Origin of the sequence: Streptomyces sp. NBC_01352 (assembly GCF_036237295.1) — a bacterium.
GTDB lineage: Bacteria > Actinomycetota > Actinomycetes > Streptomycetales > Streptomycetaceae > Streptomyces > Streptomyces plumbiresistens.
In genome coordinates this window covers 1,207,117-1,230,730 of record NZ_CP108354.1, presented here as the reverse complement: position 1 = coordinate 1,230,730, position 23,614 = coordinate 1,207,117, and the positions used below count along the sequence as shown (strand labels likewise).

Here is a 23,614-nt window from a genome sequence, read left to right as displayed (position 1 = left end):
CCGCCCCGACAGCCACACCCGTCCGGCTCGCACCACCACCCCTGCCGCTCGAAGTCGCGCGGCCGCACCGCAGGGAGACCCCATGACCGACCCCCGCCCCCGCACCGTCCTCGTCATCGGCGGCGGTGCCTCCGGCAACGCCGTGACCGTGCTGCTGCGGCGAGCGGGCATCACCGTGGACCTGATCGAGGCCAAGTCCGACTGGAACGTCCTCGGCTCCGGCATCACCCTCCAGGGCAACGCGCTGCGCGTGCTGCGCGAGCTGGGAGTGTGGGACAAGGTCCAGGAGAGCGGCTACGCCTTCGACTCCGTGGGCCTGGCCACGCCCGAGGGCCACGTGTTCCACGTCCAGCAGGATATCCGTACCGGCGGCGAGGACCTGCCCGCGACCATCGGCATGCAGCGGCCCCGGCTCCAGGAGATCCTGTGCGCGGCGGTCCGGGCGAGCGGTGCGACGGTCCGCCTCGGCACCACCGCCGACGAGCTGGTCCAGGACGAGACGGGCGTCACCGCCCGCTTCGGCGACGGCACCGAGGGCCGCTACGACCTCGTCATCGCGGCCGACGGTCTCAACTCCCTGACCCGCGCGATGATCGGCATCGGCGAGAAGCCCGAGCCGACCGGCATGGCCATCTGGCGCGTCGCGGCACCCCGCCCGGCGGACGTGGAACGCACGGACCTGGCCTTCGGCGGGCCCTGCTACATCGCCGGCTACTGCCCCACCAGCGAGAACACCATCTACGCCTATCTCGTCGAGGCCAACCGCGACCGCGCCTCCATCGACCCGGCCTCGTACGCGGACGAGATGCGGCGCCTGGCAGCCCCGTACGGCGGCGCCTGGCCCGAGATCGCCGCGAGCATCACCGACCCGGCCAAGGTCAACTACACCTGGTTCGACCGGCTGCTCGTCGAGGGTTCCTGGCACCGCGGCCGGGTCGTGCTGGTCGGTGACGCCGCCCATGCCTGCCCGCCCACCCTCGCGCAGGGCGCGGCCATGTCGATCGAGGACGCCTCCGTACTGGCCGAGCTGCTGAGCGCGCAGGAGTCGTGGGATTCCCTCGACTCCCTCGACGACCTGCTGACCCGCTACCACGAGCGCCGCATCGACCGTGTCCGCATGGTCGTCGAGGCCTCGGTGCAGCTCGGCCAGTGGCAGCTGGACGGCGTCCGCGACGCCGACGTGCCCGGCCTGATCGGCCGCACGATGTCCGCCCTGAAGGAGACCCCGTGACGACCCCGGACTCCCTGGACTCCCTGGCCATCCCCACCATCGACGTCCACGCGCACGTCCTGCTTCCGCAGGTCGAGGAGGCCGTCGCCGGACACCCCGGGCTGTCCGCCGCCCGCAGTCTCGACGCCCGCCGCAACGGCCCCGAGGCGCTCGCCGTCAGCGGCCCGATGGTCCGCGACCGCATCCCTCGACTGACCGACGTCAAGGCCCGGCTCACCGCCATGGACGCCTCCGGCGTCGACGTCCAACTGGTCTCGCCGTCCCCGTCGCACTACCACTACTGGGCCGACGAGGACCTGGCCCGCACGGTGTGGGAGCTGGCCAACTCCGGCACCGCCGCGCACGTCGCCCAGGCCCCCGAACGGCTCCTCGGCCTCGGTCTGGTGCCGCTCCAGCATCCGTCGCTGGCCGTGGAGGCACTGGACCACGCCCTCGCGCAGGGGCTGCGGGGCGTGGAGATCTCCTCGCACGCGCCCGGCCTGGAGTTGTCGGACCCGGCTTACGCACCCTTCTGGACGCGCGCCGAGGAGACCGGCGCCGTGCTCTTCCTGCACCCCTTCGGCTGCACGCTCGACGAGCGCCTGGACCGCTGGTACCTGTCCAACACGGTCGGCCAGCCCACCGAGAACGCCGTCGCGCTCTCCCACGTCATCTTCTCCGGCGTCCTGGACCGCCACCCCGGACTGAAGGTGATCGCCGCCCACGGCGGCGGCTACCTGCCCACCCACATCGGCCGCTCCGACCACGCCTGGCGGACCAGACCGGACACGCGGGGCTGCGCGTCCGAGCCGAGCAGCTACCTCAAGCGGCTGTACTTCGACTCGCTCGTCCACGACCCGCACGTCCTGCGCGAGCTGATCCGGGTGGCCGGCCCCGACCGGGTCCTGCTCGGCTCGGACTTCCCCTTCGACATGGGCACCGAGGACCCGGTCGGCGCGCTGCGCGCCGCCACGGACCTGCCCGACCCCCACTTCCACGCCGTACGCGGCGGCAACGCGGCAGCGCTGCTGCGCCTCTCCCGAGGAGCCACGACATGACCAACGACCTGCCCAACCGCCTGCTCACCCACCTGCGCCACGTCGATCTCGCCGTGCCCGACTACGACAAGCAACTCGACTTCTACGCCGGAGTGTGGGGCCTGACCAAGGTCGCCGAGGACTCGGGCGTCTCCTTCCTGGCCGCCGAGGGCAGCCCCGAGCAGTACGTCGTACGGCTCCGCAAGGCCGAGGAGAAGCGGCTCGACCTCGTGTCCTACGGCGCCGCGTCGGCCGCCGACGTGGACACGCTCGCCGGGCAACTCCTCGCGGACGGCGTGCGGTTGATCTCGCAGCCGGGCAAGGTCGACACCCCCGGCGGGGGCTACGGCTTCCGCTTCTTCGACGTCGACGGCCGCACCATCGAGGTCTCGGCGGAGGTCGAGGCCCGGCGGCACCGGCGTATCGAGGAGAAGGAGGCCATCCCGGTCCGCCTCTCGCACGTCGTCCTCAACTCACCCGACCTGGACGCCACCCGCGCCTGGTACGAGCGCCACCTCGGCTTCCGGCTGTCCGACACGCTCAGCTCGCCGCACATGGGCGAGGTCATGCACTTCATGCGGATCAGCAACCAGCACCACTCGATGGCCCTCTCCAAGGGGCCGCACACCTCCCTGCACCACGTCTCGTTCGAGATGCGCGGCCTGGACGAGTACATGCGCGGCTCGGGGCGCGTGATGCGCTCCGGTGCCCGCAAGGTCTGGGGGCCGGGCCGCCACATGGCGGGCGACAACACCTTCACGTACTTCCTCGACCCGCACGGCAACACCGTCGAGTACACAACGGAGTTGGAGGAGCTCGACGAGGACACCTGGCATCCGCACGTCTACGACTTCTCCCGGCCCGAAGTCACCGACCAGTGGGGCACGGCGAACCCGATGAACGAACTGGTCGCCAAGGAGTCCTTCAACGACGTCGACCGCGGTGTCTTCGTCGCCCCGCCGGTCTGATCCCTCTCGGCTCCGGGGGCGCGGAACGGCCCATGCCCTGGCTCCTCCCGCGCCCCCGGTCCACTCCCACCGCAGGCCCCCGGACCTCAGGAATGCCATGCGCTTCGCCACGTACGAACACCACGGCCGCCGCAGCGTCGCCATCGTCGAGGACGACGGTACCCTCCACCCCTTCCCCGGCAGCGCCTCGCTGCTCGACCTGCTCCGGGCGGGCCCCGCGGCGCTGCGCGAGGCGGGCGACGCCGCGTCGGCCGTGCCGGGCGGCCCGCAGGTCTCTCAGGTGTGGCTGCTGCCGCCTCTCCAGCCGCCGTCCATGCGGGACTTCGTCACCTTCGAGGAACACGTCGAGGGCGTACGACGCAGCATCGACAACGAGGCCGGGGTCCCCGACGCCTGGTACGACGCGCCGACCTTCTACTTCACCAATCCGTACGCCGTCATCGGCGCGCACGACGACGTGCCCGTGCCGCCCGGCTCCTCGGTCCTGGACTTCGAACTCGAAGTCGCCGCCGTCATCGGCCGCGAGGGCCGCGACCTGACGCCCGAACGGGCCCGCGACCACATCATCGGCTACACGATCTTCAACGACTGGTCCGCCCGCGACCTTCAATCCGCGGAGATGAAGGTGGGGTTGGGCCCCTGCAAGGGCAAGGACACCGCCGCCACCCTCGGCCCGTACCTGGTCACCGCCGACGAGCTGGAGCCGTACCGGGACACGGACGGTTTCCTGCGGCTGGCGCTGACCGCCTCGGTGAACGGCGAGGTGGTCGGCAAGGACCTGCTGTCCAACATGAGCTGGACCTTCGAGGAGATGGTCGCCTACGCCTCGCGCGGCACATACGTCCGTCCCGGCGATGTGCTCGGCTCCGGCACCTGCGGCAACGGCGGCTGCCTGGCCGAGCTGTGGGGCGTACGCGGCCGCCAGGATCCGCCACCGCTGAAGCCCGGCGACACCGTCACCCTCTCCGTCGAGGGCATCGGCACCGTCTCCAACACCGTCGTGCCCGGCGCCGGACCGGTACCGGTTCCCCGGGCCCGCAGGCGTCCGCGGCTGCGCCCGTGAACGGCGTGGCCGTGAACAGGCTGGACGGCAAGGTCGTGATCGTCACCGGAGCCGCGCGCGGGCAGGGCGCGGCCGAGGCCGAGGCGCTGACCCGGGCGGGGGCGGTGGTCGTCGCCACCGATGTGACTCAGGCTCCGGGCTGTCTGCGCCTGGACGTCACCGACGCGAAGGAGTGGGCGGCGCTCGCCGAAGGGCTGCGCCGCCAGTACGGAGAGGTCCACGGCCTGGTCAACAACGCCGGCATCACCTGGCGCGCGCGGCTCCACGAGGTCACGCCCGAGGACTTCGCCCGCGTCCAGGCGGTCAACGTCACCGGCCCACTCCTCGGCATCCAGCACCTTGCGCCGTTGATGCCGCCGGGCTCGTCGATCGTCAATGTCGGCTCCTCCGCCGGGCTCACCGGGCACTACCCGGTCGCGTACACGGCCAGCAAGTGGGCGCTGCGCGGCCTGTCGAAGGCGGCCTGTGTCGAGCTGGGCCCGCGGGGCATCCGCGTGAACACCGTCCATCCCGGCTTCATCGAGACCGAGATGACCGCCTCGGCCGCGCCCGCCTTCCGCGAGGCGAACATCCGCGAGACGCCGCTGGCCCGCACCGGCACCGTCGACGAGGTCACCCCGCTGGTGGTCTTCCTCCTCTCCGACGACGCCTCCTTCGTCACCGGCGCCGAGATCCCCGTCGACGGCGGCTTCACCGCACACGGCGGCGCCAAGTCCATCTCCGACGCCCTGCGGCCGGCCTCCGACTGATCCTCCGACTGAATCCGACTGAACCTCCGGCTGAACGGACCCATACGTGAACAAGGTCAGCGCGAGCGCCGCCGCGGCGGTTGCCGACATCCCCGACGGGGCCTCGCTGGCAGTCGGCGGCTTCGGCCTGTCCGGCAAGACCGCCCCCGGCGTCACGGCCGAGGCCATCACGGCGGTCACTGCCGCGAAGCTGCACACCGCCACCCGAGTCACGCCGCCTGCTGATCATTAACTCTCGGGTAATGCGCAGGACGACTTTTGTTTCCCTGTAGGTAATCAACAGCGTGCAATGCGCTGAAAAACGTATTCGGAATTCGCTCATCTATTTCCGGAGGCGGCACAACCAGCCGTAAAAACGACCCGTCTAAGTCGGGGGAATCAACGACGCGCGAATGCTCTGGGGGGCCTGCCGCCAATGAATTGCTCGACCGTGCACACGGCCGAATTACACAGTGGCTGTGCCCACTGGAACGCACAGCGACGAGCGGACAGGGGCCGGGTGTGAGACCGACAACCCGTCCGGAGCTCGAGACCTCTGCCGACGGCAGTGGCGGCGACCGGCCTCCCTTACCCGCTCCTCATCTGCCCGATCCGCCGTCCGGCCGGGCGCACGACCGCCCCGGGCTGTTACGTCTGCCTCGCCCGGCCAGACCGAGGCAGGCCGCCGCCCTGCTCGCGGCGCTGGTCACCGTCACCGCGTTCTGCGCCGCCGACGCCATCGCCCGCAGCTACCCCTTCGGCCCCCGCACCAGGAGCGTCAACGACCTCGGCAACCAGTACGTGCCGTTCCACGCACACCTGTGGGATCTGCTCCATGGAAGGGCCGACGGCGGTCTCCTCGTCAACTGGCAGTCCGGATTCGGCGCGAGTTTCCTCCCCGACCTCGGTACGTACCTCACCAGCCCCTTCGCCCTGCTCGTGGCGGTGTTTCCGCGGGACGAGATCGACCTCGCGGTGTATGTGATCACCGTGCTGAAGGTCGCGTCCGCCGGCGCCGCCATGGCCTGGCTGCTGCTGAGCCTGCGGCCCGGCCGCTGGTGGGCGGCGGGACTGCTGGGCGCGTCCTACGCCCTGTGCGGCTGGACCGTGGCGAGCGCCGTGTACAACGTGATGTGGCTCGACGGCCTCATCGCCCTGCCGCTGCTGTGCCTGGTCGGCGAATGGATCCTGAGCGGACGGCGCCCGGTTCTCGGGGTCGTGGTCGTGGCGGCGGTCTGGATCGCCAACTTCTACACGGCGTACATGGCCACCCTCGCCGCCGGCCTCGTCCTGCTCCTGCGGCTGTGGGTCTCAGGACTCCCGCGGCGTCAGAGGCTCGGCGCGGCGGGCCGGGCAGGGCTGACCGTCGCCCTGGGCATGGGCCTGGCCGCACCGCTGGTGGCGGTCGTGTACTTCGGCACCACACACGCCTCCCCCGGCAGATTCAAGGACTTCACGCCGGTGGCGACGGAGGACCTGCTGGCCCGCCTGCTGCCGACCACGTACAGCTTCGGTTCCCCGGCCCTCTACGTGGGCACCACGGCGCTGCTGCTCGCCCTCGCCCTGCCCTTCCACCGGGCAGCTCCCCGGGAGGTGCGCACCGGGTGGACCCTGCTGGTGATCGGGGTGACGCTGTCGATGCAGTGGGGCCCGACCCAACTGCTGTGGCACGCCTTCGCCGCACCGCAGGGCAGTTCGTACCGCCAGGCCTTCGTGCTGTGCGCGCTGCTCGTGATGGCGGCCTGGCACTCGCTGTCGTACGGCCCGCCCGACCGGCGCGCGCTGTGCGCGGCGGGCGCGCTGCTCGCACTGATCGCCGCCCTCGCGAGCCGAAGCGACCTGGTGCGCCCGCTGGCCTGGCCGGTGCTGCTCGTGGCCGCCGTGGGCGCACTCGCCGGGCTGGCCCTGCTCGCCCGCACGGACGGCAGGCGTCCCGCCGGCAACGGGCGCCCGACCGCGCCGGCCGTGTTCGCCGTGGTGCTGCTCCTCGGCACGCAACTCGGCGAGGCCACCGCCACCTCCGCCGTGGCCACCCGGATGCGGCTCGGACACATGGACGACTACGCGCCGTGGGGGGACCGGCGGCAGCAGCAGGCGGAGGCGATCGCGAAGACCGACGGCTGGCCCGAGTACCGTACCGATCCCGGCCGGGAGCAGACCGTCGGCAACGACCCGCTGCTGGTGGGCGGCCAGGGCGCCCAGTACTACAGCAGCCACACCTCCGACGTGCTCTTCCGTACGCTCACCGCTCTCGGAGGCGGCTGGACCTCGGGGGGACGCAGTCTGCAGAGCCTGGACAACGCCGTCACGGACGTGATCTTCTCCGTCGGCGCGCGGGTGCACTCCCCGCCGGACCCGCATCAGAGCTGGTTCCCGCAGGACGGCGGTCAGGTGACCGTGTCCCGGCAAGCCGTACCGCCCCTGGTCACGGTGCGACCGTCCGGGCCCTCCGCACGCACGAACGTTTCTGCCTTCGGGGCGTCGCCGTACCGCAACCAGGAACTGCTGCTGGGCACCCGTGTCTACACCGTCCCTCGTCTCACGGCGCGGACCGGTGCCGGAAAGCGGACGATCACGGCCCAGTGCCCGGCGGACAGCGAGGTGTACCTGTGGGCGCCGCGGTTCGCGGGCACCGCACGGCTCACCGGCGACTCCGCGCGCGGCCTGACCGGGCGGTTCAGGTCCGACCCCGTCGCCAAGCTGGCCGCCATGCAGCGGCTCGGCACGGTCCCGCCGTCCGGCCGCCTGCGCATCGAGCTGTCCCCCGAGCGGACGGGCACCGTCCCGGACGGCGCGGTCGGCTGCCTGGACACCGCACGGCTGCGCACCGCCGTCGGGCGCCTCGAGGCCACCGGCGCCACCGAGGTGACGGTCTCCGGCGGCACGATCCGGGCGGAACTCCCCGCCGGGAGCACGGGAACCGCCGTCGTCGCGGCCCCCCGGACCGCCGGTTGGCGGTGTGCCGCGGGTGACGCGTCGCCCGTACCCGCGGGGGAGTACTACGGACTGATCGCCGTGCCTCTCGACGGCACCTCGACCCACGTCACCTGTACGTTCCGCCCGCCCGGTCTGCGGCTGGGCGCGGTTGTCGGGGGCGTCTCGTTGCTGGCCCTGGTCCTGCTCGGCGTCAGTGCGCGCAGATCATGGGCGGGTTCCAGGAGGCCGCGGGTATCGGCTAGGGCTTGGCCCTGACCAGTCCCGCGTCGTACGCCATGATCACGGCCTGGATACGGTCCCGGGCCCCGATCTTGGCGAGGACCCGGCCGACGTGCTTCTTCACCGTGGACTCGGTGAGCACGAGCCGTTCGGCGATCTCGGCGTTCGTCCAGCCCTGGCCGATGGCGACCAGTACCTCGTGTTCGCGGTCGCTGAGCGTGTGCAGCCGGGGGTCCGGGGACGGGGGAGCGTCGGTCGGGGCGAGTACCTGGTGGGCGTAGGCGTCCAGCAGCCGCCGGGTCAGGCTCGGCGCCACGACGGCGTCGCCGGTGGCCACCGCGTTGATGCCCGCGACGAGTTCCTCCGGGCGGGCGTCCTTGAGCAGGAATCCGCTGGCACCGGCCCGCAGGCCCTCGTACGCGTACTCGTCGAGGTCGAAGGTGGTCACGATGAGCACGCGGGTACGGCCCCCGCCGGCGACGATCCGGCGGGTCGCCTCGATGCCGTCCATGCCGGGCATGCGTACGTCCATCAGGACCACGTCGGGGCGCAGTTCCGCGGCGAGGCGGACGGCTTCGGACCCGTGCTCGGCCTCGCCGACCGGAGTCATGCCGGGGGTGCCCTGCAGCAGCATGCGGAAGCCGAGGCGTTGCAACGGCTGGTCGTCGGCGATCAGCACCGTGGTCATGACAGATGTTCTCCTGATGCCGACGGGGCGGGTGCGGCGGGCACGTCGAGGACCACGTCCACGATCCAGCCGCCCACGGTGTCGCGTGGGCCGATGGTGACGGCACCGCCGTACATGGCGGCCCGCTGGCGGATGCCGACCAGGCCGTGCCCGGGTTCGCCGGTCCCGGTGCTCGGCTCCGTTCGCCCGCCCGCCCCGGGCGGTGCTCCCGTGTCGGCGACCCGGATCCGCACTTCCCGGGTGTCGGCGGCCACGGTGACCTCGGCGGCGGACCCCGTACCGGCGTGCTTGATCGTGTTGGTGAGCGCCTCTTGGATGATGCGGTACACCGTGAGCTGTACGCCGTTGCCCAGAGCGTCGAGATCCCCCATGGTCCGGTAGGTCACCGTCAGTCCGGCCGCGCGGACCCGGCCCAGCAGTGCGTCGAGGTCACGGATGCCCGGCTGGGGGCTGAGCAGCCGTACGTTCTCCTGCTGCTCCGCACGGAGAACGCCCAGCATGCGGCGCAGTTCGCCCATGGCCTGCCGCCCGGTGTCGCCGATGATCCGCAGGGCTTCGGCGGAGTGCTCGTTCCTGTTGGCGGCGAGGGTGGCGGCGCCGTCGGCGAGTCCGACCATGACGGAGAGGTTGTGGCCGACGATGTCGTGCATCTCGCGTGCGACCCGGGAGCGTTCGGCGGCGGCGGTGAGCCGGACGCGTTGGTCGCGCTCGATCTCCAGCCGCGCGGCCCGGTCCTCCAGCGTGGCCAGATACATCCGGCGGATACGGAGTGTGAGTCCGATGGCGACGGCCGCGGTCGCCGTTCCCATCAGGAAGAAGATGCCGGGCAGTGGACGCTCGACGGGCACCAGGAAGCAGACGGCCAGCACCAGTTCGACGAGAGTCACCGCCGCGGCCCAGCCCAGTATCCGCAGCGAACCGTGCAGGGCGAGACTGTACAGGGCGACAAGAATGCTGATGCTGGACTGCTGCCAGATCCCCAGCGACCACTGGGCGAGGGACACCAGCGCGATTGCGAAGAACGTGAAGGCCGGGGCCCTGCGACGCCACCACAGCGGCACGATCGCTGCGGTGGCGAATCCGAGGACGACGGCGATCGGCAGGTCGCTGCGGTTGCCGGTGTCCCCGAAGGGGCCGTCGCCGCGGCCGCCGGAGAACACGTCGGGCAGGCTGACGAGGGCGATGGCCAGCACGACCACGGTGTCGAGCAGCCACGGATGCCGCCGGTCCAGCCGCTGCTGGCGGCTCTGCCCGCGCAGCAGACGGCCCAGGAGCGGGTGCGCCCAGGCGGCGTCGAGCCCAGAGGGCGCAGGGAGTGCGGTTCCCCGGGCCGTGTCCGCGCCGGCTGCCGACGGTTCCGGATTCATGGCACCCATTGTCATCGGTTCGCTGGTCAGGCGTCGGTTCGGACCAGCCGGTATGCCGCTCCGGCGAGCGTCAGTGCCACCCAGCCGGCGAACACCGCGAGCCCGGCTCCTGGCGTAAGGGCGTCCGAGGACTCGTGCAGGGCGTACATGGCGGACCCCGCGTTGCCGGGGAGGTAGGGGGAGATCGTGTCCTCCCACGAGTTGGGCAGCAGGCTGGTCAGGCCGGACAGGATGAGCAGGACGCCGACCAGGATCGCGATGCCGCCCGCGGTGGACCGGACCAGGATTCCCAGGGCCACGCCGAACACGCCGACCAGGCCGAGGTAGAGGCCGGCGCCGACCAGGCTGCGCAGTACTCCGTCGTCGCCCAGGGACAGCGCGATCTTCTCGCCGTCCAGGCCCAGACTGCCCAGCTGGAACGCGGCCAGCGCGCCGATCGTGGCGAGGACGAACGCGGTCGTCCCGAACACGGCGCTCTTCGACCACAGGACCGGCAGCCGTCGTGGCACCGCGGCCAGCGTGGAGCGGATCATGCCGGTGCTGTACTCGCCGGCGGAGATGAGCACGCCGAGCACCCCGATGGCCAGCGACGCGAAGGTCGAACCGGTCAGGGCCACGCTGATCGCGTCACTGGGGCCGCCGGAACCAGGGCCGGGCGGCCCGTCGTTCGTGGCGTCGGGGCTGTAGGTGGCGGAGGCGATCGCCCCGATGGCGATCAGCAGGAGCAGGGCGACGCCCAGGGTGATCCAACTGGAGCGCAGCGACCAGAACTTGGCCCACTCCGAGCGCAGCACCCGGCGGCCGGTCACTGTGCGGACCGACACCGTGGGAAGGGTCGTGACGGTCATCAGGCGGCCTCTCGGGCGGTGGCGGCGGGGGCGCTGTGGTACTCCACGGCGTCGCTGGTGAGTTCCATGAACGCCTTCTCCAAGGAGACGGACTGCGGGGTGAGTTCGTACAGCGGCACCCCGTGCTGAGCGGCGATCGCCCCGATCTCACGGGCGTCACGCCCGGAGACCAGCAGTTCCTCGGCCGAGGAGGAGCTGATCGTGACATCCGGGCCGGCCAGCAGCGAGCGCAGCTTCTGGGCCTCGGTGGTGGCGACCTTCACACCGCCGCCGCCCGCCTCCCGTACGAAGTCGTCGACCGTCGTGTCCGCGAGCAGCCGCCCCCGCCCGATGATCACCAGATGGTCGGCGATCAGCGCGGTCTCGCTCATCAGGTGCGAGGAGAGCATCACCGCGCGGCCCTCGTCGGCCAGCCCGGACAGCAGATGGCGCACCCACAGCACGCCCTCCGGGTCGAGGCCGTTGACCGGTTCGTCGAGCATGACGACCGCGGGGTCGCCGAGCAGGGCCGCCGCGATGCCGAGCCGCTGGCCCATGCCGAGCGAGAAGGCGCCCACCCGCTTGCCGGCCACACTGCCGAGACCGGCCAGCTCGATGACCTCGTCCACCCGGCGGCGGGAGATGCCGTGGGTGTGCGCGAGCGCCATAAGGTGACCGACCGCGGTGCGCCCGGGGTGGACGGACTTGGCCTCCAGCAGGGCGCCGATCTCGTGCAACGGCGCGGCGTGCTGGGCGTAGCGACGCCCGTTGACGGTCACCGAGCCTCCGGTGGGGGAGTCCAGGCCGATGATCATGCGCATGGTCGTGGACTTGCCCGCGCCGTTGGGGCCCAGGAAGCCGGTCACCTCACCGGGCTTGACGGTGAAGCTCAGGTGGTCGACCACCGTCTTGTCCCCGTACCGCTTCGTCAGCTCACGCGCTTCGATCATGGGAGTGGGCCTTCCTCGCCTCGAACTCGGCCACGGGCACACCGCGGCACCTGTGTTCGACGCTATGAGGGCATCCCCTCCCGGCTCTGGGACCACGGGAGACTCTTCGGCGGTCCACTGGTACCGCGGTACCAGTCCGAGGCGCCTAGAGCAGGTCGCGTGGCACCGTCTCGTTCCAGGTGCGGGAGAACACCCGGCGGTCGCCCTCGTAGCCGTCCAGGGTGGCGTCCACGAAGAAGTCCCGCTCGTCGCAGCTGAGCCGGGTGTGCGTGACCACGCGGATGTCCCAGTCCTCGCGGCGGAACCGCATGGTCCAGGTGGACTCGCCGCTGACGGACGTGAAGTCGTCGGCGACGGTCGCGTAGCGCTCGTAGGCGCGACGGCCGGCATCGAGCCCGATGCCGTCGAAGCGGATCAGTCCCTGGTCCTTCACGATCTCCAGTGCGGCGTGGTAGCCGATCAGGTCCCGCTTCACGTCCCACCGCTGCTCGAGGGGTGTCAGCCGGGTCACCGCCAGGGGCGCCGTTCCTTCGGGTTCGTCGAACGGGTTCGGCGGCACCTCGTCGGGTTCGTCGGTCGGGCGGACCGGGAGCGTGAGGGTGCTCGAACTCTCGTGGACGCTGAGCAGGGCCGCTTCGGGGGGCGGCCAGGCGAGCGGCCAGTACGACGTGGACAGGGAGAGGCGGATGCGGTGTCCGGGCGGGAAGGCCTGCGCCACTCCGTTCAGGTGGACGGTCGCGCGGTAGCGCCGGCCCGGCTCCAGGGGCTCGGGGTCCTCGGTGCTGTCCCGCCGGGTGAGGTTGAGCAGACCGTACGTGACACGGGTGGCGGCGCCGTCGGGGCTCACATCGGACAGACGCGCGGCCACCATCGCGACCGGCTCGTCGGCCGAGAGGTCGAGCTCCACGCTCGGCGAGCCCAGGATCTCGAGCCGTTCCGTCAAGGGCTCGGTCTCGAAGACGAGTGAGCCGCCGTCCTCCTCGCGCTGGTCGTAGGGCAGGTCCGGGGGCGCGTTGTAGGAGGCCCACTTGCCCGCGAACTGGCCGACGGACAGCGGCGAGCGCACCGTCATGGCGGCGCCGTCGCCCTCGCCGGCCGCCGTTTCCTCGCTCGGCGGGTCCGGGGAGCCGATCCGGTGCCGCGTCAGCGGATACGTGACCGGGCGGATGTGCGGAGACGGCCAGGCGGGTTCCGCGACCCAGCGGCCCGGACGCTCCTCGTACGAGGTGGACGGAGGGACACTGTCCTGCATCCAGGTGTGCAGCATGGGGCCGTCCATGACGCCGTTGTCGACGCCCTTGAGCCAGTGGTCCCACCACCGCACCACTTCCTGCAGGTAGCCGATGGCCGGGCCGGGTTCCCCGAGGTGGGGGAACTTGTGCGACCAGGGACCGATCAGCCCCTTGCGGGGCACGTCCAGGTTGCCGAGCAGACGGGTCACGGCGTTGGAGTAGCCGTCCGCCCAGCCGCTGGAGGCGAGGACGGGGCAGCGTACGTCCTGGTAGTTCTCGGAGACCGAGGCGTGGCGCCAGTAGTCGTCGCGGCGCTGGTGGCGCAGCCACGGAAGGACCCAGGGGCCGGTGTTCTCCAGTCGTTCGTGCCACATGTCGCGCCAGCGGTCGCCGACCACGGCGGGGTCGGGCGGGCAGGTGGCGTAGGCGAACATGGTGCCCGCCTCGGCGAGGTTGTCCGAGAGCATGGCCCCGCCCATGTAGTGCATGTCGTCGGCGTGCCGGTCGTCGGTGAAGGACGCGATGACGATGGCGCGCAGGCTCGGTGGCTGCCGGGCGGCCACCTGGAGCGCGGCGAAGGCACCCCAGGAGATGCCCATCATGCCGGTGCGGCCGTCGCACCAGGGCTGCTCGGCCAGCCAGGCGAGGACCTCTTCGGCGTCGGCCTGCTCCTGTTCCAGGTACTCGTCCTTCAGCACCCCCTCCGAGTCACCGGTGCCGCGCACGTCGACGCGGACGCAGGCGTAGCCGTGCCCGGCGATGTACGGGTGGTGGACGGAGTCACGTACCGAGGTGAGGTCGCGCTTGCGGTAGGGGATGTACTCCAGCACCGCGGGCACGGGCTCGTCGTCGGAGGAGGTGGGACGCCAGAGGCGTGCCGACAGCTGTACGCCGTCGGACATCGGGATGCGGACGTGCTCCTCTTCCTTGGTGTCGTACGGCAGGTTGGTCACGTAACGCATAAGGCCGACGCGCTCCTTACTCTCGCGGGCTCTCGTCGTACTCTCGCGGGCTCTCGTCGAAGGTGAATCCCAGTGCGGCCACGCAGTGGTCGTACTTCTCCCGCAGGTCGTCCTCGTCGCTGCCGCCGGTGAAGATGTGGGCCAACTCGAAGCTGTAGCTGTCCTGTTGGGGGAGTTCCGACAGCCGCTGCCCCTCCTTGGGTGTGACGTCCACGCGTACGCCGTCGGTCTCGCGCTCGATGCGGGCGAGGTCCTCGGGCGAGGGCACATGGCCCACCACCCCGTCGGTGAACCAGCGGTAGTACCACTTCGCGGCCATGGCGTACGGTCCCTGCCGATGCGGCATGTGCGGGTCGTCGCCGAGGGCGAGGCCGAGCATGCAGTGGTGGTTGGGTACGCCGTCGACGTACTGGAACAGCTCGGCGTGGGACTGGGAGTGCCGGGGGTTGATCTCCAGCAGACGGATCTCGTGGCTCTGCGGGTCGTAGAAGTACTCCACGCTGAAGGTGGCCGAGTCGAAGCCGATCTGACGCATCACCCGCTGTGTGACGTCGTGAAGCTGCCCGATCACCTGCGGCGGCAGGGTCGAGGGGTACTGGTGGCGCAGGAAGCAGGGCGTGTCGGGGTAGTTGATGGAGTCCAGGGCGCCGTAGACGGTCACTTCGCCCTGATGGACGTAGCCTTCGACGGCGACCTGGATCCCCGACATCTCTTCCTCCGCGAGGCAGACCTGCCCGCCGACGCCCTGCATCTCGGGCGGCAGCTCGATGCGGTCGAGGATGTACTCGAAAGGCCGGCCGACCCGGGCGATTCCCTCACGGATCTCGGCGACGGCGGCCCGGAACTCGTCCAAGTCCTTGACACCGAAGGCGAGTTCGGAGGAGTACGAGAGCGCCGGCTTGAGCCACATGGGGAAGCGCACGCCCTCCGGCGGGCGGGGGTCGTCGGCCTCCAGATCGACCTTGCCGAACCGCGGGATCCTGTCGGTGACCTTCTGCTGCTCGAGCCGGCTCCAGTACTTGTGCTCGCACTTGACCACCGACTCCAGGCTGGTGCTGCGGGTTCCGTAGCGCTCGCCGAGGATGGGGACCATGGTGCTGACCGGGAAGTCCCAGTAGCCGACGATCGCGTCGATGCTTCCGTCGAAGGCATCGAGTATCTCCTGGGCCTTGTCGATGAGCTCCGGCACCGACACCTCGCCGCCCTGCAGTTCGTCGGTCGACAGCAAGGGGTGAAAGCGCAGTGCTCTCGCACCCGGTACCGCGTGGAGCGTCGGCAGGTTGGCCTCGTCGAGGCCGAGCACAAAGATGTTCTTCGCATCGTTCACGTTCCTGTCAGGCACGGCACCTTCCCGATTTTCCGCGGCTCACATCGGAAGATCGTCGGAGTACCCGTGAGGTGCGCTGCCAACCTCCTGCCCGCTGACGCCCTCGTCATCGACGGGCGACACCGCTGGTCAACTGGTCACCGAGGGCAGCACATCGACGTGGGCACGCGTCGTTCGTCGCGCGGGCCTTCCCCGGGTCCCCGGCAGCGGAGTCGGCGCGCGGTCCCCGTCCAGTACGGCCTCGATGTTCCGTGCCGCCAGCTCCACCATCGCCGCGCGTGTCTCCTCCGTCGCCGAGCCCACGTGCGGCAGCACCACCAGGTGTGGCTCGGCGAACAGCGGGTCGGCCGGGTCCGTGCGCGGCTCGTTCATCATCACGTCCAGCCCGGCCGAGTGCAGTTGCCCGCCACGCAGCGCGGTGAGCAGGGCCTCCTCGTCGACGACGCCGCCCCGTCCGGTGTTGACGAGCGTCGCCGTCGGTTTCATCAGAGCGAGCTCCGGTGCGCCGATCATTCCGGCCGTCTCGGGCGTCAGCGGGGTGTGCACGGACACCACGTCACTGGTCCGCAGCAGTTCGGCGAAGGTGACCCAGCGGGACAACGCGTCATCCTCGGTGCGGCGGGGATGGTGGTGCTGGACCCGCATCCCGAAGCCGGCCGCCCGGCGCGCGAGGGCCTTGGCGATCTGCCCGTAGCCGATGAGCCCGAGGGTCGCGCCCTGGACGTCGAGCCCCAGGAAGGCGTCCATCCTGAAGGCGCCCCACTCTCCGCGCCGCATCGCGTCCATGCCGGCTCCGAGGCGCCGCCGCGCCATCAGGATCAGTGCCATCGCCACGTCGGCGGTGGTGTCGGCGAGTACGTCGGGGGTGTGGGTGACCACGACACCGCGCGCGGCGGCGGCGTCGACGTCCACGCCGTCGTAGCCCATCGACGCCAGCGCCACGACACGGAGGCCGGGGCCGGCGGCGTCCAGCAGGGCGGCGTCCACCCGGTCACTGCCGAGGACGAGCAGCCCCTCGCAGCCCCGGACCAGCGTGCCCAGCTCGGCGGAGGTGGGCGGCGCCGCCCCTTCCCAGGAGGTGACGTCGTACCGGGAGACGAGCCGCCGGACGGCGGCACCTGGGAGACCGGTGCGGCTGACGGCGACGCGCGGACGGGGTGCGGGGGCGTCGGACATCACGGGGGTGTCGGACATGCTGAACTCCCTTGATCGGAGGGGAGGTTGAGGGAAGAGGAGTCGACCGGTCCGGGCGAGGGCCGGCCCGGCGGGAGAGAGCGTCGGCCCGCGTCGTGTCACGCGGGCCGGCCATGGCCGCCCCTCAGACCGTCGTCGGATCCGCGAAGTCGAGCAGCACCTTGCAGGACCGCGCCGGGTCGGCGGCCAGTTCGAATGCCTCGCCGGTGCGCGTCACGGGGAGTACGGAGGTCACCACCGGGTCGACCGGGAGGCGGCCGTCGGCCAGGGCCCGCAGTACCTCGGCGAGTTCGGTGTCGAAGCGGAAGGAGCCGACCAGCCGCAGCTCCCGCGTGATCACCGCGTTCGCGGCGACCGGGGTGTCCCCGGGCGGGAGCAGGCCGAGGCCCACCACCAGACCGCCCCGGTCCACTCCGTACACACAGGTGCGCAGCCCGGCGGGGTTGCCCGAGGACTCGATGGCGATGTCCGCCGCGAGTTCCTCCAGTGCGTCCTTCTCGGGGGCGGGGCCGCCGATCCGTACGGTCGAGTCGGCGCCCACCTGCTTGGCGACGGCCAGCGGCGCCTCGTGGACGTCGGTCACGGTGATCTCGCCGGCACCGGCGGCGCGCAGGGCCGCGACGACCAGGCAGCCGATCGGTCCGGCGCCGGTGACCAGGACCCGCTTCCCGCGGATGTCACCGGCCCGCCGTACCGCGTGCCAGGCGACCGCCGCCGGTTCGGCGAGCGCGGCGAGCCGCAGATCAAGGCCCGCGGGCAGGGGCAGGACGCGTTCCGCGGGCACCACCAGGACATCGGCGAAGCCACCCTGGACGTGGGGGTCGCGGGCGGCGCTGCCGAGATAGCCGGTGTCCAGACAGGTGTTGCGCCGGCCCGCCGCGCACTGCCGGCAGGCGCCGCAGGAGGCCAACGGGTGTACGGCCACCGGTGTCCCGGGCGGCGGGGCCGGTGTCCCGGGGCCCGCCGCGCGCACCCGGCCGACGATCTCATGACCGAGCACGAGCGGTTCGCGCAGCCGGAAGTCGCCGACCGCGCCGTGCCGCCAGTAGTGCAGGTCGGAGCCGCAGATCCCGCCGTAGCGGATGTCGACCGCCACCTCGCCGGGGCCGGGCTGCGGCACCGGCCGTTCCTCCAGGCGCAGGTCGCCCGCCCCGTGGGCGACGACCGCCCGCATCGTCGTGGAGGTGGCGGAGGTGGCGGAGTTCGTTGCGTTCATGTCCTCGGTCCTTTCTCAGATGACCGCGGTCAGGCCGCCGTCGACGGCGATCACCTGTCCGTTGACGAAGTCCGACGCGGGGGCGGCGAGCCACACCAGCGTGCCGACGAGATCCCCGACCGAGGCCCAGCGTCCGGCCGGAGTACGGCCTCGGATCCAGGAGTCGAAGGCGGGGTCGTCGACGAGGGGGCGGGTGAGTTCGGTGACCACATAGCCGGGTGCCAGGCCGTTGACCGTCAGTCCCGACCCTGCCCACTCCGCGCACATGCCCCGGGTCAGCATCGCGAGGCCGCCCTTGGAGGCCGCGTAGGCGGCGATGCCGGGACGGGCGAGCCAGGTCTGGACGGAACAGATGTTGACGATCTTTCCGTGGCCGCGTCCGACCATGCCCGCGGCCACCGCGCGGCCGACCAGGAAGGCGCTGGTGAGGTTGGTGTGCAGGACCCGTTCGAAGTTCTCGGCGGACACCTGGAGGAGCGGTTCGCGGTGCTGTACGCCGGTGTTGTTGACCAGGATGTCCAGCGGGCCGATCCCGTTCTCGATCTCCCGGACCGCCGCTCCTACGGCCGCCTCGTCGGTGACGTCGAAGGCCACGGCGTGGACCTTGGACCCGGTGCGCTCGGCGAGTTCGGCACGGGCGCGTTCCAGGGCGTCGGGGTCGCGGCCGTTGAGGACGAGTTCGGCGCCGGCCTCGGCCAGTCCCGCCGCGAGGGCGGCTCCGATGCCCTTGCTGGACCCGGTGACCAGGGCCAGCCGCCCGGAGAGGTCGAACAGGGAAGGACCCGTGGCTGAAACCGTCATGACCTGTCTCCCGTCGGACCGGTTCCGGTTCCGACTTCGGTTCCGGTTCCGTAGTAGTGCATGAGTGCGGCGTTGTCGGCGTCGCCGTGGCCCGCTGCGGCCAGCCAGCGGTGGAGTTCCGAGACGGCGGTGGTCACCGGCAACGGGACTCCCGCCGAGCGCGCGTAGTCGCGGGCGGCCTCCAGGTCCTTGACCATGTTGCTGACCCGTCCGGTGGGGGTGAGATCGACCTCGGCGAACTTCACGAAGAACTCCTGGAGCAGCGCCGAGTCGGCCCTGCCCCCGGTGAGCGCCGCCTGTACCCGCCGTGGCGGCAGACCGGCCGCCCGGATCAGCGCGGCGGCCTCGGCGAGGGCGGCGAATCCGCAGCCGACCAGCACCTGGTTGACGGACTTCATCAGTTGCCCCGAGCCGGCCGGGCCGAGGTGGGTGAGCCGGGAGGAGAGCGCGTCGAGCACCGGCAGCGCCCGTTCCACCTGGTCGTCCTCGCCGCCGAGCATCAGGGTCAGTTCGCCGCGTTCCGCGCCCGGCGCGCCGCCCGAGAGCGGGGCGTCGACCCAGCCGGCGCCGAGCTTGGCCGCACGCTCGGCGAAGTCGCGGGTGCGTCCTGGATCGATGCTGGACATGTCGATGACGAGGACGCCCTCGGGCGTGGCGGTGAGCACCCCCTCGGGGCCGAAGGCAACCTTTTCGACGATGTCGGCGGTGTTGAGGGAGAGGATCACCACGGAGGACGAGGCGAGCTGCGCCGCCGAGTCCGCCGGATCCGCCCCGTCCCTGGCGAGCTCCGCCACCGCGTCCTGCCGGACGTCGTAGACCCGCACGGTGCGTTCACGCCGCAACAGTCTGCGGACGATGGCCGACCCCATGACCCCGAGCCCGGCGACCCCCACCTCCGGATGTCCTGACACGCAGACCTACCTCCTGAACCAAATGCTGTCCTCAGGCCAACATACTGAACTCAAGTGGTGAAGAATCGCAACCTTGCGGCAATATCTGCGCCCAACTGTTCAATATATTGGCGCGAGCGTTGCATGCTGTTACGGTCCTGAGGTGGAGACGTCCCCGCCTGTCGGCAGAAACGGAGACGCGGACCGTGATGAAGGACGAGGCCCAGGTGGTGCTCGGGATCGACCTGGGTACCACCGCGACCAAGGTGGTCGCGGTGGACGGTGCGTACCGGGTGGTCTCGACCGTCGAGCGTCCCGCGCCCCTGCACACCGGGCGGGGCGGGGAAGCCGTCCACGACCCGGAGGCGGTGCTGGCCGGGGTCGTCGAAGCGGTCCGGGAGAGCGCCGGGATCTGCGCCGGACGCGGTCTCACGGTGGCCGCCCTGTCCTTCAGCGCGGCCCTGCACACCCTGCTCGCCCTGGACTCCTCCGGCGAACCGCTGACCCCTGCGCTGAGTTGGGCGGACACCCGGGCCGCCGACACCGCCCGGCGTCTGCGGGCGGCCGGGAGCGCCGACGCGCTGCACCGGGCGACCGGTACTCCCGTGCACTCCATGTCTCCGCTCACCAAACTGGCCCGGTTCACGGCACACGAGCCGGAACTCGTTCGGCGCACGGCGACTTGGTGCGGTCTGAAGGACTACGTCCTCGCGTGCTTCACCGGCCGGCTGGTCACCGACCTGTCCTGCGCCTCCGCCACCGGTCTGCTGGACATGCGCACCACCCGATGGCACGGCCCCGCGCTGGACATCGCCGGGGTGAGCGCCGGCCGGCTGCCCGAACTGGTCCCCCCGACCGCCGTGTTCGCGCTGCTCCCCGAAGTCGCCGCCGCGCTGGGCCTGACCGCCGGGCTGCCCGTGGTGGCGGGCGCGGGCGACGGCCCGCTGGCCAGTCTCGCCGTCGGGGCCACCTCGCCGGCCACCGCCGCGCTGTCCCTCGGCACCAGCGGCGCCCTGCGCGTCGTACGCGACCGGCCGGGCGTGGACGAACGCTGCCGGGTGTTCTGCTACTACCTCGCGGACGGACTGTGGGTGCTCGGCGGTGCGGTCAGCAACGCCGGGGTCGTCGCCCAGTGGGCGGCCGACTCCTTCGGCGGCGTCGACGTCGGCGATCTGCTGAAGGAGGCGGCCGAGGTGGAGCCAGGCGCCGAGGGCCTGATCGCCCTCCCGTACCTGCTCGGTGAGCGCGCCCCCTGGTGGGAGCCGGACGCGCGCGGCGCCCTGATCGGGCTGCGTCGCGGACACGGCAGGGGCCACCTGACCCGGGCCATGATCGAGGGTGTCGGGCAGCAACTCGCCCTGGTCCGTGACTCCCTGCTCGCCGCCGGCGCCCCGATCACCTCGGTACGGGCCACCGGGGGTGCCCTGCGCTCCGACCTGTGGGCGCAGATCGTCGCCGCCGCGCTCGACATACCGCTGGAGATCACCGACGACGCCGCGGGCTCCGGCTTCGGCGCCGCGCTGCTCGCCCGGCACGCGCTCGGCGCCCTGCCCTCGCTGACCTCCCCGGTGCCCGCCGACCGCGCCCACCGCACGGTGACTCCCGACCCGGCGGCGGCGCGGCGGCTGGCGGAGACCCGGGCACTCAGCGAGCAGCTGTATCAGCTCCTGCGCGGGATGCCGGAGCCGCCCCGGTGACGACTGCCCCGGCATCCCGCCGCAGCCGTGCCGCCTCCACGACCGTGACCAGGGGAAGCAGCGCGAGCAGCGCGAACGCCACCCGGTAGGGAGCGACGGGTCCGTCGAGTCCCAGGAGGGGCGCGACCGGGCCCGCCGCGCGCAGCGCGAGGGCGCCGAAGGCGACCCCGAGACCGGCGGCGAGCTGCTGCACCGTGCTGGAGAGGGCGTTGGCGCCACTGGTGCGGTCCGGCTCGATGTCGGCGAAGCCGATCGTCGCGTACGCGCTGAGCGAGACGGACCGGCACATGCCGCTGACGAACAGCACGGACACCACCACGGCCATCGGTGTGTGCGGGCCGAGCAGCCCGCACAGCACGAAGGTCCCCGCCGTCGCGACCCCGTTCACCAGCAGCACCGTACGGAAGCCGAAGCGGCGCAACAGGGGAGTGGTGAGCGGTTTGACGGCGACGTTGCCCGCGAACACCGCGATGAGCACCAGGCCGGCGGTGGCCGCGCTCCAGCCGAAGGCGCCCTGGAACATCAGGGGCAGCAGGAACGGCACGGCGGTGATCGCCGCGCGGAACAGCGCGCCACCCGCGTTCGACACCCGGAAGGTGTCCACCTTCAGGGCGCCGAGGTCGAGCAACGGGCTTCGCGTCCCGCGGAAGTGACGTACCGTCAGGAGGCAGAGCGCGACTCCCGCGGCGAACCAGGACGCGCCCGCGCCCCAGGCGGCGGGCGCGGCCCCGAAGCGCTCCAGGCCCAGCACCACCGCCGCCAGCCCGGCCCCACCGAGCCCGAAGCCCACCCAGTCGAGACGGGGCCGCTCCGGTTGCCTCAGATCGGGGACGAGCCGCAGGGCGAACGGCAGCGCCAGCACGCCGAGCGGCACGTTCACCAGGAAGATCCAGTGCCAGGAGGCGTACGTCGTGAACAGGCCGCCCAGCGCCGGTGCCAGGACCGGGGCCAGCAGCCCGGGCCAGGTCAGCCAGGCGACGGCCCGCAGCAGATCGGACTTCCGGGTGGAGCGCAGCACCGCCAGCCGGCCGACGGGCACCATCATCGCCCCGCCGATGCCCTGCACGACGCGCATCACGACCAGTTCGGGCAGCCCGCCCGCCGCCGCGCAGAGCGCCGAGGCGAGCGTGAACACGGCGATCGCCCAGACGAAGACCCGGCGGGCGCCGTAGCGGTCGGCGGCCCAGCCGCTCACCGGGATGAACACGGCCAGCGCGACGAAGTACGCCGTCATGGCGACGCCGATGTCGGCCGGCCGCACTCCGAAGGAGGCGGCCATGTCGGGGGCGGCCGTCGAGATGATCGTGCCGTCCAGGTTCTCCATGAAGAAGGCCCCGGCGACCAGTAGCGCCAGTCCCCGGCGGCCCGCTTCCTCGCCCTTCCGGCCGCCCCCGTCTCTCACGCCTTGCCCGCGGTGACCGCGCCCGCGCCGTGCACCGCGTGGCCGCCGAACTGGCGGCGCATCGCCGCGAGGGCCTTGAGCTGGTCCGCGTCCGGCTTGCGGGAGGCGAAGCGGGCGAAGAGGGCCGCGGTCATGGCGGGGGCGGACACGGACAGGCGTACCGCCTCCTCGACCGTCCAGCGGCCCTCGCCGGAATCGTCGACGCGACCGGAGAGGGTGGCCAGGCCCGGGTCCTCCTCCAGGGCCCGCACCAGGAGGTCGAGCAGCCAGGAGCGGACGACGGTGCCGTGCCGCCAGGAGGCGAGCACCTTGGGCACGTCGGGCACGTACTCGCTGGCCTCCAGCAGCTCGAAGCCCTCGGCGAGCGCCTGCATCATGCCGTACTCGATGCCGTTGTGGACCATCTTGGCGTAGTGACCGGCGCCCACCGGGCCCGCGTGGCACAGCCCGTCCTTGTCCGGGGCGAGCGACTCCAGCAGCGGCCAGACGTGCCGGACGTGCTCGTCCTCGCCGCCGCACATCACGGCGTAGCCGTTCTCGCGGCCCCAGACGCCGCCGCTGACCCCGCAGTCGACGTAGCCGATGCCGTAATCGGCGAGCATCCGGGCGTGCTCGGTGTCGTCGCTGAAGCGGGAGTTGCCGCCTTCGACGATCACGTCGCCGGGGGCCAGCAGTTCCGCGAGCTGCCGCAGGGCGTCCCGGGTGGGGTCGCCCGAGGGGAGCATCAGCCACACCACGCGGGGTCCGGCGAGCTTGCCGACGAGTGCCTCCAGGGAGTCGGCGTCGCGGTCGGGGGAGGTACGGCTGTAGCCGAGCACCTCGTGGCCGCGGTCCCGCCAGCGGGCGGCCATGTTGCCGCCCATGCGTCCCAGGCCGACGATTCCTACCTGCATGTGTCT

At 71.9% G+C, this 23,614-nt stretch carries 19 protein-coding genes and 1 pseudogene; 8 read left to right on the top strand and 12 right to left on the bottom strand.

Features of this window, described 5'->3' with window-relative positions; translation table 11 throughout:
• The first annotated feature begins 82 nt into the window (after positions 1-82).
• The 7 genes and pseudogenes from OG252_RS05940 to OG252_RS05910 all read left to right on the top strand — a co-directional run bounded on the left by OG252_RS05940 (position 83) and on the right by OG252_RS05910 (position 8,198).
• Positions 83-1,231 (top strand): FAD-dependent oxidoreductase, encoded by a 1,149-nt coding sequence (locus OG252_RS05940; RefSeq protein WP_329334281.1) that lies wholly within the window; start codon positions 83-85, stop codon positions 1,229-1,231.
• A 23-nt stretch (positions 1,232-1,254) separates the two neighbouring features.
• Positions 1,255-2,268, top strand: coding sequence for an amidohydrolase family protein (locus OG252_RS05935; RefSeq protein ID WP_329345087.1), 1,014 nt, complete (start codon positions 1,255-1,257; stop codon positions 2,266-2,268).
• Complete coding sequence (locus OG252_RS05930) at positions 2,265-3,215, top strand: VOC family protein (protein WP_266451485.1); 951 nt, start codon at positions 2,265-2,267, stop codon at positions 3,213-3,215. Before OG252_RS05935 ends, OG252_RS05930 begins: the two co-directional genes overlap by 4 nt.
• Before the next feature lie 97 nt (positions 3,216-3,312).
• Entirely contained in the window at positions 3,313-4,278 is a 966-nt protein-coding gene (locus tag OG252_RS05925) for a fumarylacetoacetate hydrolase family protein (protein WP_266451486.1), read from the top strand.
• 11 nt (positions 4,279-4,289) lie between these two features.
• Positions 4,290-5,027, top strand: coding sequence for an SDR family NAD(P)-dependent oxidoreductase (locus OG252_RS05920; RefSeq protein ID WP_443068484.1), 738 nt, complete (start codon positions 4,290-4,292; stop codon positions 5,025-5,027).
• Between the two features lie 46 nt (positions 5,028-5,073).
• Positions 5,074-5,196 (top strand): annotated as a pseudogene (locus tag OG252_RS05915) (CoA-transferase); the annotation flags it as partial.
• Positions 5,197-5,528: 332 nt separating this feature from the next.
• Entirely contained in the window at positions 5,529-8,198 is a 2,670-nt protein-coding gene (locus OG252_RS05910) for a YfhO family protein (RefSeq protein WP_443068387.1), read from the top strand.
• Here the strand turns inward: OG252_RS05910 and OG252_RS05905 are convergent.
• The 10 genes from OG252_RS05905 to OG252_RS05860 form a co-directional block, all read right to left on the bottom strand.
• Entirely contained in the window at positions 8,182-8,850 is a 669-nt protein-coding gene (locus tag OG252_RS05905; RefSeq protein WP_266451490.1) for a response regulator, read from the bottom strand. The genes OG252_RS05910 and OG252_RS05905 overlap by 17 nt on opposite strands.
• Entirely contained in the window at positions 8,847-10,217 is a 1,371-nt protein-coding gene (locus tag OG252_RS05900) for a sensor histidine kinase (RefSeq protein ID WP_329334275.1), read from the bottom strand. The genes OG252_RS05905 and OG252_RS05900 overlap by 4 nt, the downstream gene beginning before the upstream one ends.
• Before the next feature lie 26 nt (positions 10,218-10,243).
• A complete protein-coding gene (locus tag OG252_RS05895) occupies positions 10,244-11,065 on the bottom strand; it encodes an ABC transporter permease (RefSeq protein ID WP_266451494.1) in 822 nt (273 codons plus the stop codon).
• Entirely contained in the window at positions 11,065-11,994 is a 930-nt protein-coding gene (locus tag OG252_RS05890) for an ABC transporter ATP-binding protein (RefSeq protein ID WP_329334272.1), read from the bottom strand. Before OG252_RS05890 ends, OG252_RS05895 begins: the two co-directional genes overlap by 1 nt.
• Positions 11,995-12,139: 145 nt before the next feature.
• Positions 12,140-14,188 (bottom strand): CocE/NonD family hydrolase, encoded by a 2,049-nt coding sequence (locus tag OG252_RS05885; protein ID WP_329334269.1) that lies wholly within the window; start codon positions 14,186-14,188, stop codon positions 12,140-12,142.
• A gap of 16 nt (positions 14,189-14,204) precedes the next feature.
• Positions 14,205-15,530 (bottom strand): ATP-grasp domain-containing protein, encoded by a 1,326-nt coding sequence (locus OG252_RS05880; protein WP_329334267.1) that lies wholly within the window; start codon positions 15,528-15,530, stop codon positions 14,205-14,207.
• A 114-nt stretch (positions 15,531-15,644) separates the two neighbouring features.
• Entirely contained in the window at positions 15,645-16,709 is a 1,065-nt protein-coding gene (locus tag OG252_RS05875; protein ID WP_329334265.1) for a 2-hydroxyacid dehydrogenase, read from the bottom strand.
• Between the two features lie 124 nt (positions 16,710-16,833).
• Complete coding sequence (locus OG252_RS05870; RefSeq protein WP_266451502.1) at positions 16,834-17,925, bottom strand: L-idonate 5-dehydrogenase; 1,092 nt, start codon at positions 17,923-17,925, stop codon at positions 16,834-16,836.
• 15 nt (positions 17,926-17,940) lie between these two features.
• On the bottom strand, positions 17,941-18,726 hold the full coding sequence (locus OG252_RS05865; protein ID WP_329334263.1) for an SDR family NAD(P)-dependent oxidoreductase: 786 nt from the start codon (positions 18,724-18,726) through the stop codon (positions 17,941-17,943).
• Positions 18,723-19,637 carry an NAD(P)-dependent oxidoreductase gene (locus OG252_RS05860; protein WP_329334262.1) on the bottom strand — a complete coding sequence of 305 codons (915 nt, stop codon included), beginning with the start codon at positions 19,635-19,637 and terminating at the stop codon, positions 18,723-18,725. The genes OG252_RS05865 and OG252_RS05860 overlap by 4 nt, the downstream gene beginning before the upstream one ends.
• Positions 19,638-19,825: 188 nt before the next feature.
• Between OG252_RS05860 and OG252_RS05855 the strand changes: the two genes are divergently transcribed.
• On the top strand, positions 19,826-21,313 hold the full coding sequence (locus OG252_RS05855) for a gluconokinase (RefSeq protein ID WP_329345085.1): 1,488 nt from the start codon (positions 19,826-19,828) through the stop codon (positions 21,311-21,313).
• On the opposite strand, the gene OG252_RS05850 is transcribed toward OG252_RS05855, so the two are convergent.
• Together OG252_RS05850 and gnd are read right to left on the bottom strand one after the other, a co-directional pair.
• A complete protein-coding gene (locus tag OG252_RS05850) occupies positions 21,261-22,715 on the bottom strand; it encodes an MDR family MFS transporter (RefSeq protein ID WP_329334261.1) in 1,455 nt (484 codons plus the stop codon). The two genes, OG252_RS05855 and OG252_RS05850, sit on opposite strands and share 53 nt — an antisense overlap.
• Positions 22,712-23,608 carry a phosphogluconate dehydrogenase (NAD(+)-dependent, decarboxylating) gene (gnd, locus tag OG252_RS05845; RefSeq protein WP_329334259.1) on the bottom strand — a complete coding sequence of 299 codons (897 nt, stop codon included), beginning with the start codon at positions 23,606-23,608 and terminating at the stop codon, positions 22,712-22,714. The genes OG252_RS05850 and gnd overlap by 4 nt, the downstream gene beginning before the upstream one ends.
• Positions 23,609-23,614: the final 6 nt, after the last annotated feature.

Coding starts and splice junctions, on each gene's coding strand:
- OG252_RS05940 (WP_329334281.1), top strand. CDS start 83: ATGACCGACCCCCGCCCCCGCACCGTCCTCGTCATCGGCGGCGGTGCC.
- OG252_RS05930 (WP_266451485.1), top strand. CDS start 2,265: ATGACCAACGACCTGCCCAACCGCCTGCTCACCCACCTGCGCCACGTC.
- OG252_RS05925 (WP_266451486.1), top strand. CDS start 3,313: ATGCGCTTCGCCACGTACGAACACCACGGCCGCCGCAGCGTCGCCATC.
- OG252_RS05905 (WP_266451490.1), bottom strand. CDS start 8,850: ATGACCACGGTGCTGATCGCCGACGACCAGCCGTTGCAACGCCTCGGC.
- OG252_RS05900 (WP_329334275.1), bottom strand. CDS start 10,217: ATGAATCCGGAACCGTCGGCAGCCGGCGCGGACACGGCCCGGGGAACC.
- OG252_RS05895 (WP_266451494.1), bottom strand. CDS start 11,065: ATGACCGTCACGACCCTTCCCACGGTGTCGGTCCGCACAGTGACCGGC.
- OG252_RS05890 (WP_329334272.1), bottom strand. CDS start 11,994: ATGATCGAAGCGCGTGAGCTGACGAAGCGGTACGGGGACAAGACGGTG.
- OG252_RS05885 (WP_329334269.1), bottom strand. CDS start 14,188: ATGCGTTACGTGACCAACCTGCCGTACGACACCAAGGAAGAGGAGCAC.
- OG252_RS05875 (WP_329334265.1), bottom strand. CDS start 16,709: ATGTCCGACACCCCCGTGATGTCCGACGCCCCCGCACCCCGTCCGCGC.
- OG252_RS05870 (WP_266451502.1), bottom strand. CDS start 17,925: ATGAACGCAACGAACTCCGCCACCTCCGCCACCTCCACGACGATGCGG.
- OG252_RS05865 (WP_329334263.1), bottom strand. CDS start 18,726: ATGACGGTTTCAGCCACGGGTCCTTCCCTGTTCGACCTCTCCGGGCGG.
- OG252_RS05855 (WP_329345085.1), top strand. CDS start 19,826: ATGAAGGACGAGGCCCAGGTGGTGCTCGGGATCGACCTGGGTACCACC.
- gnd (WP_329334259.1), bottom strand. CDS start 23,608: ATGCAGGTAGGAATCGTCGGCCTGGGACGCATGGGCGGCAACATGGCC.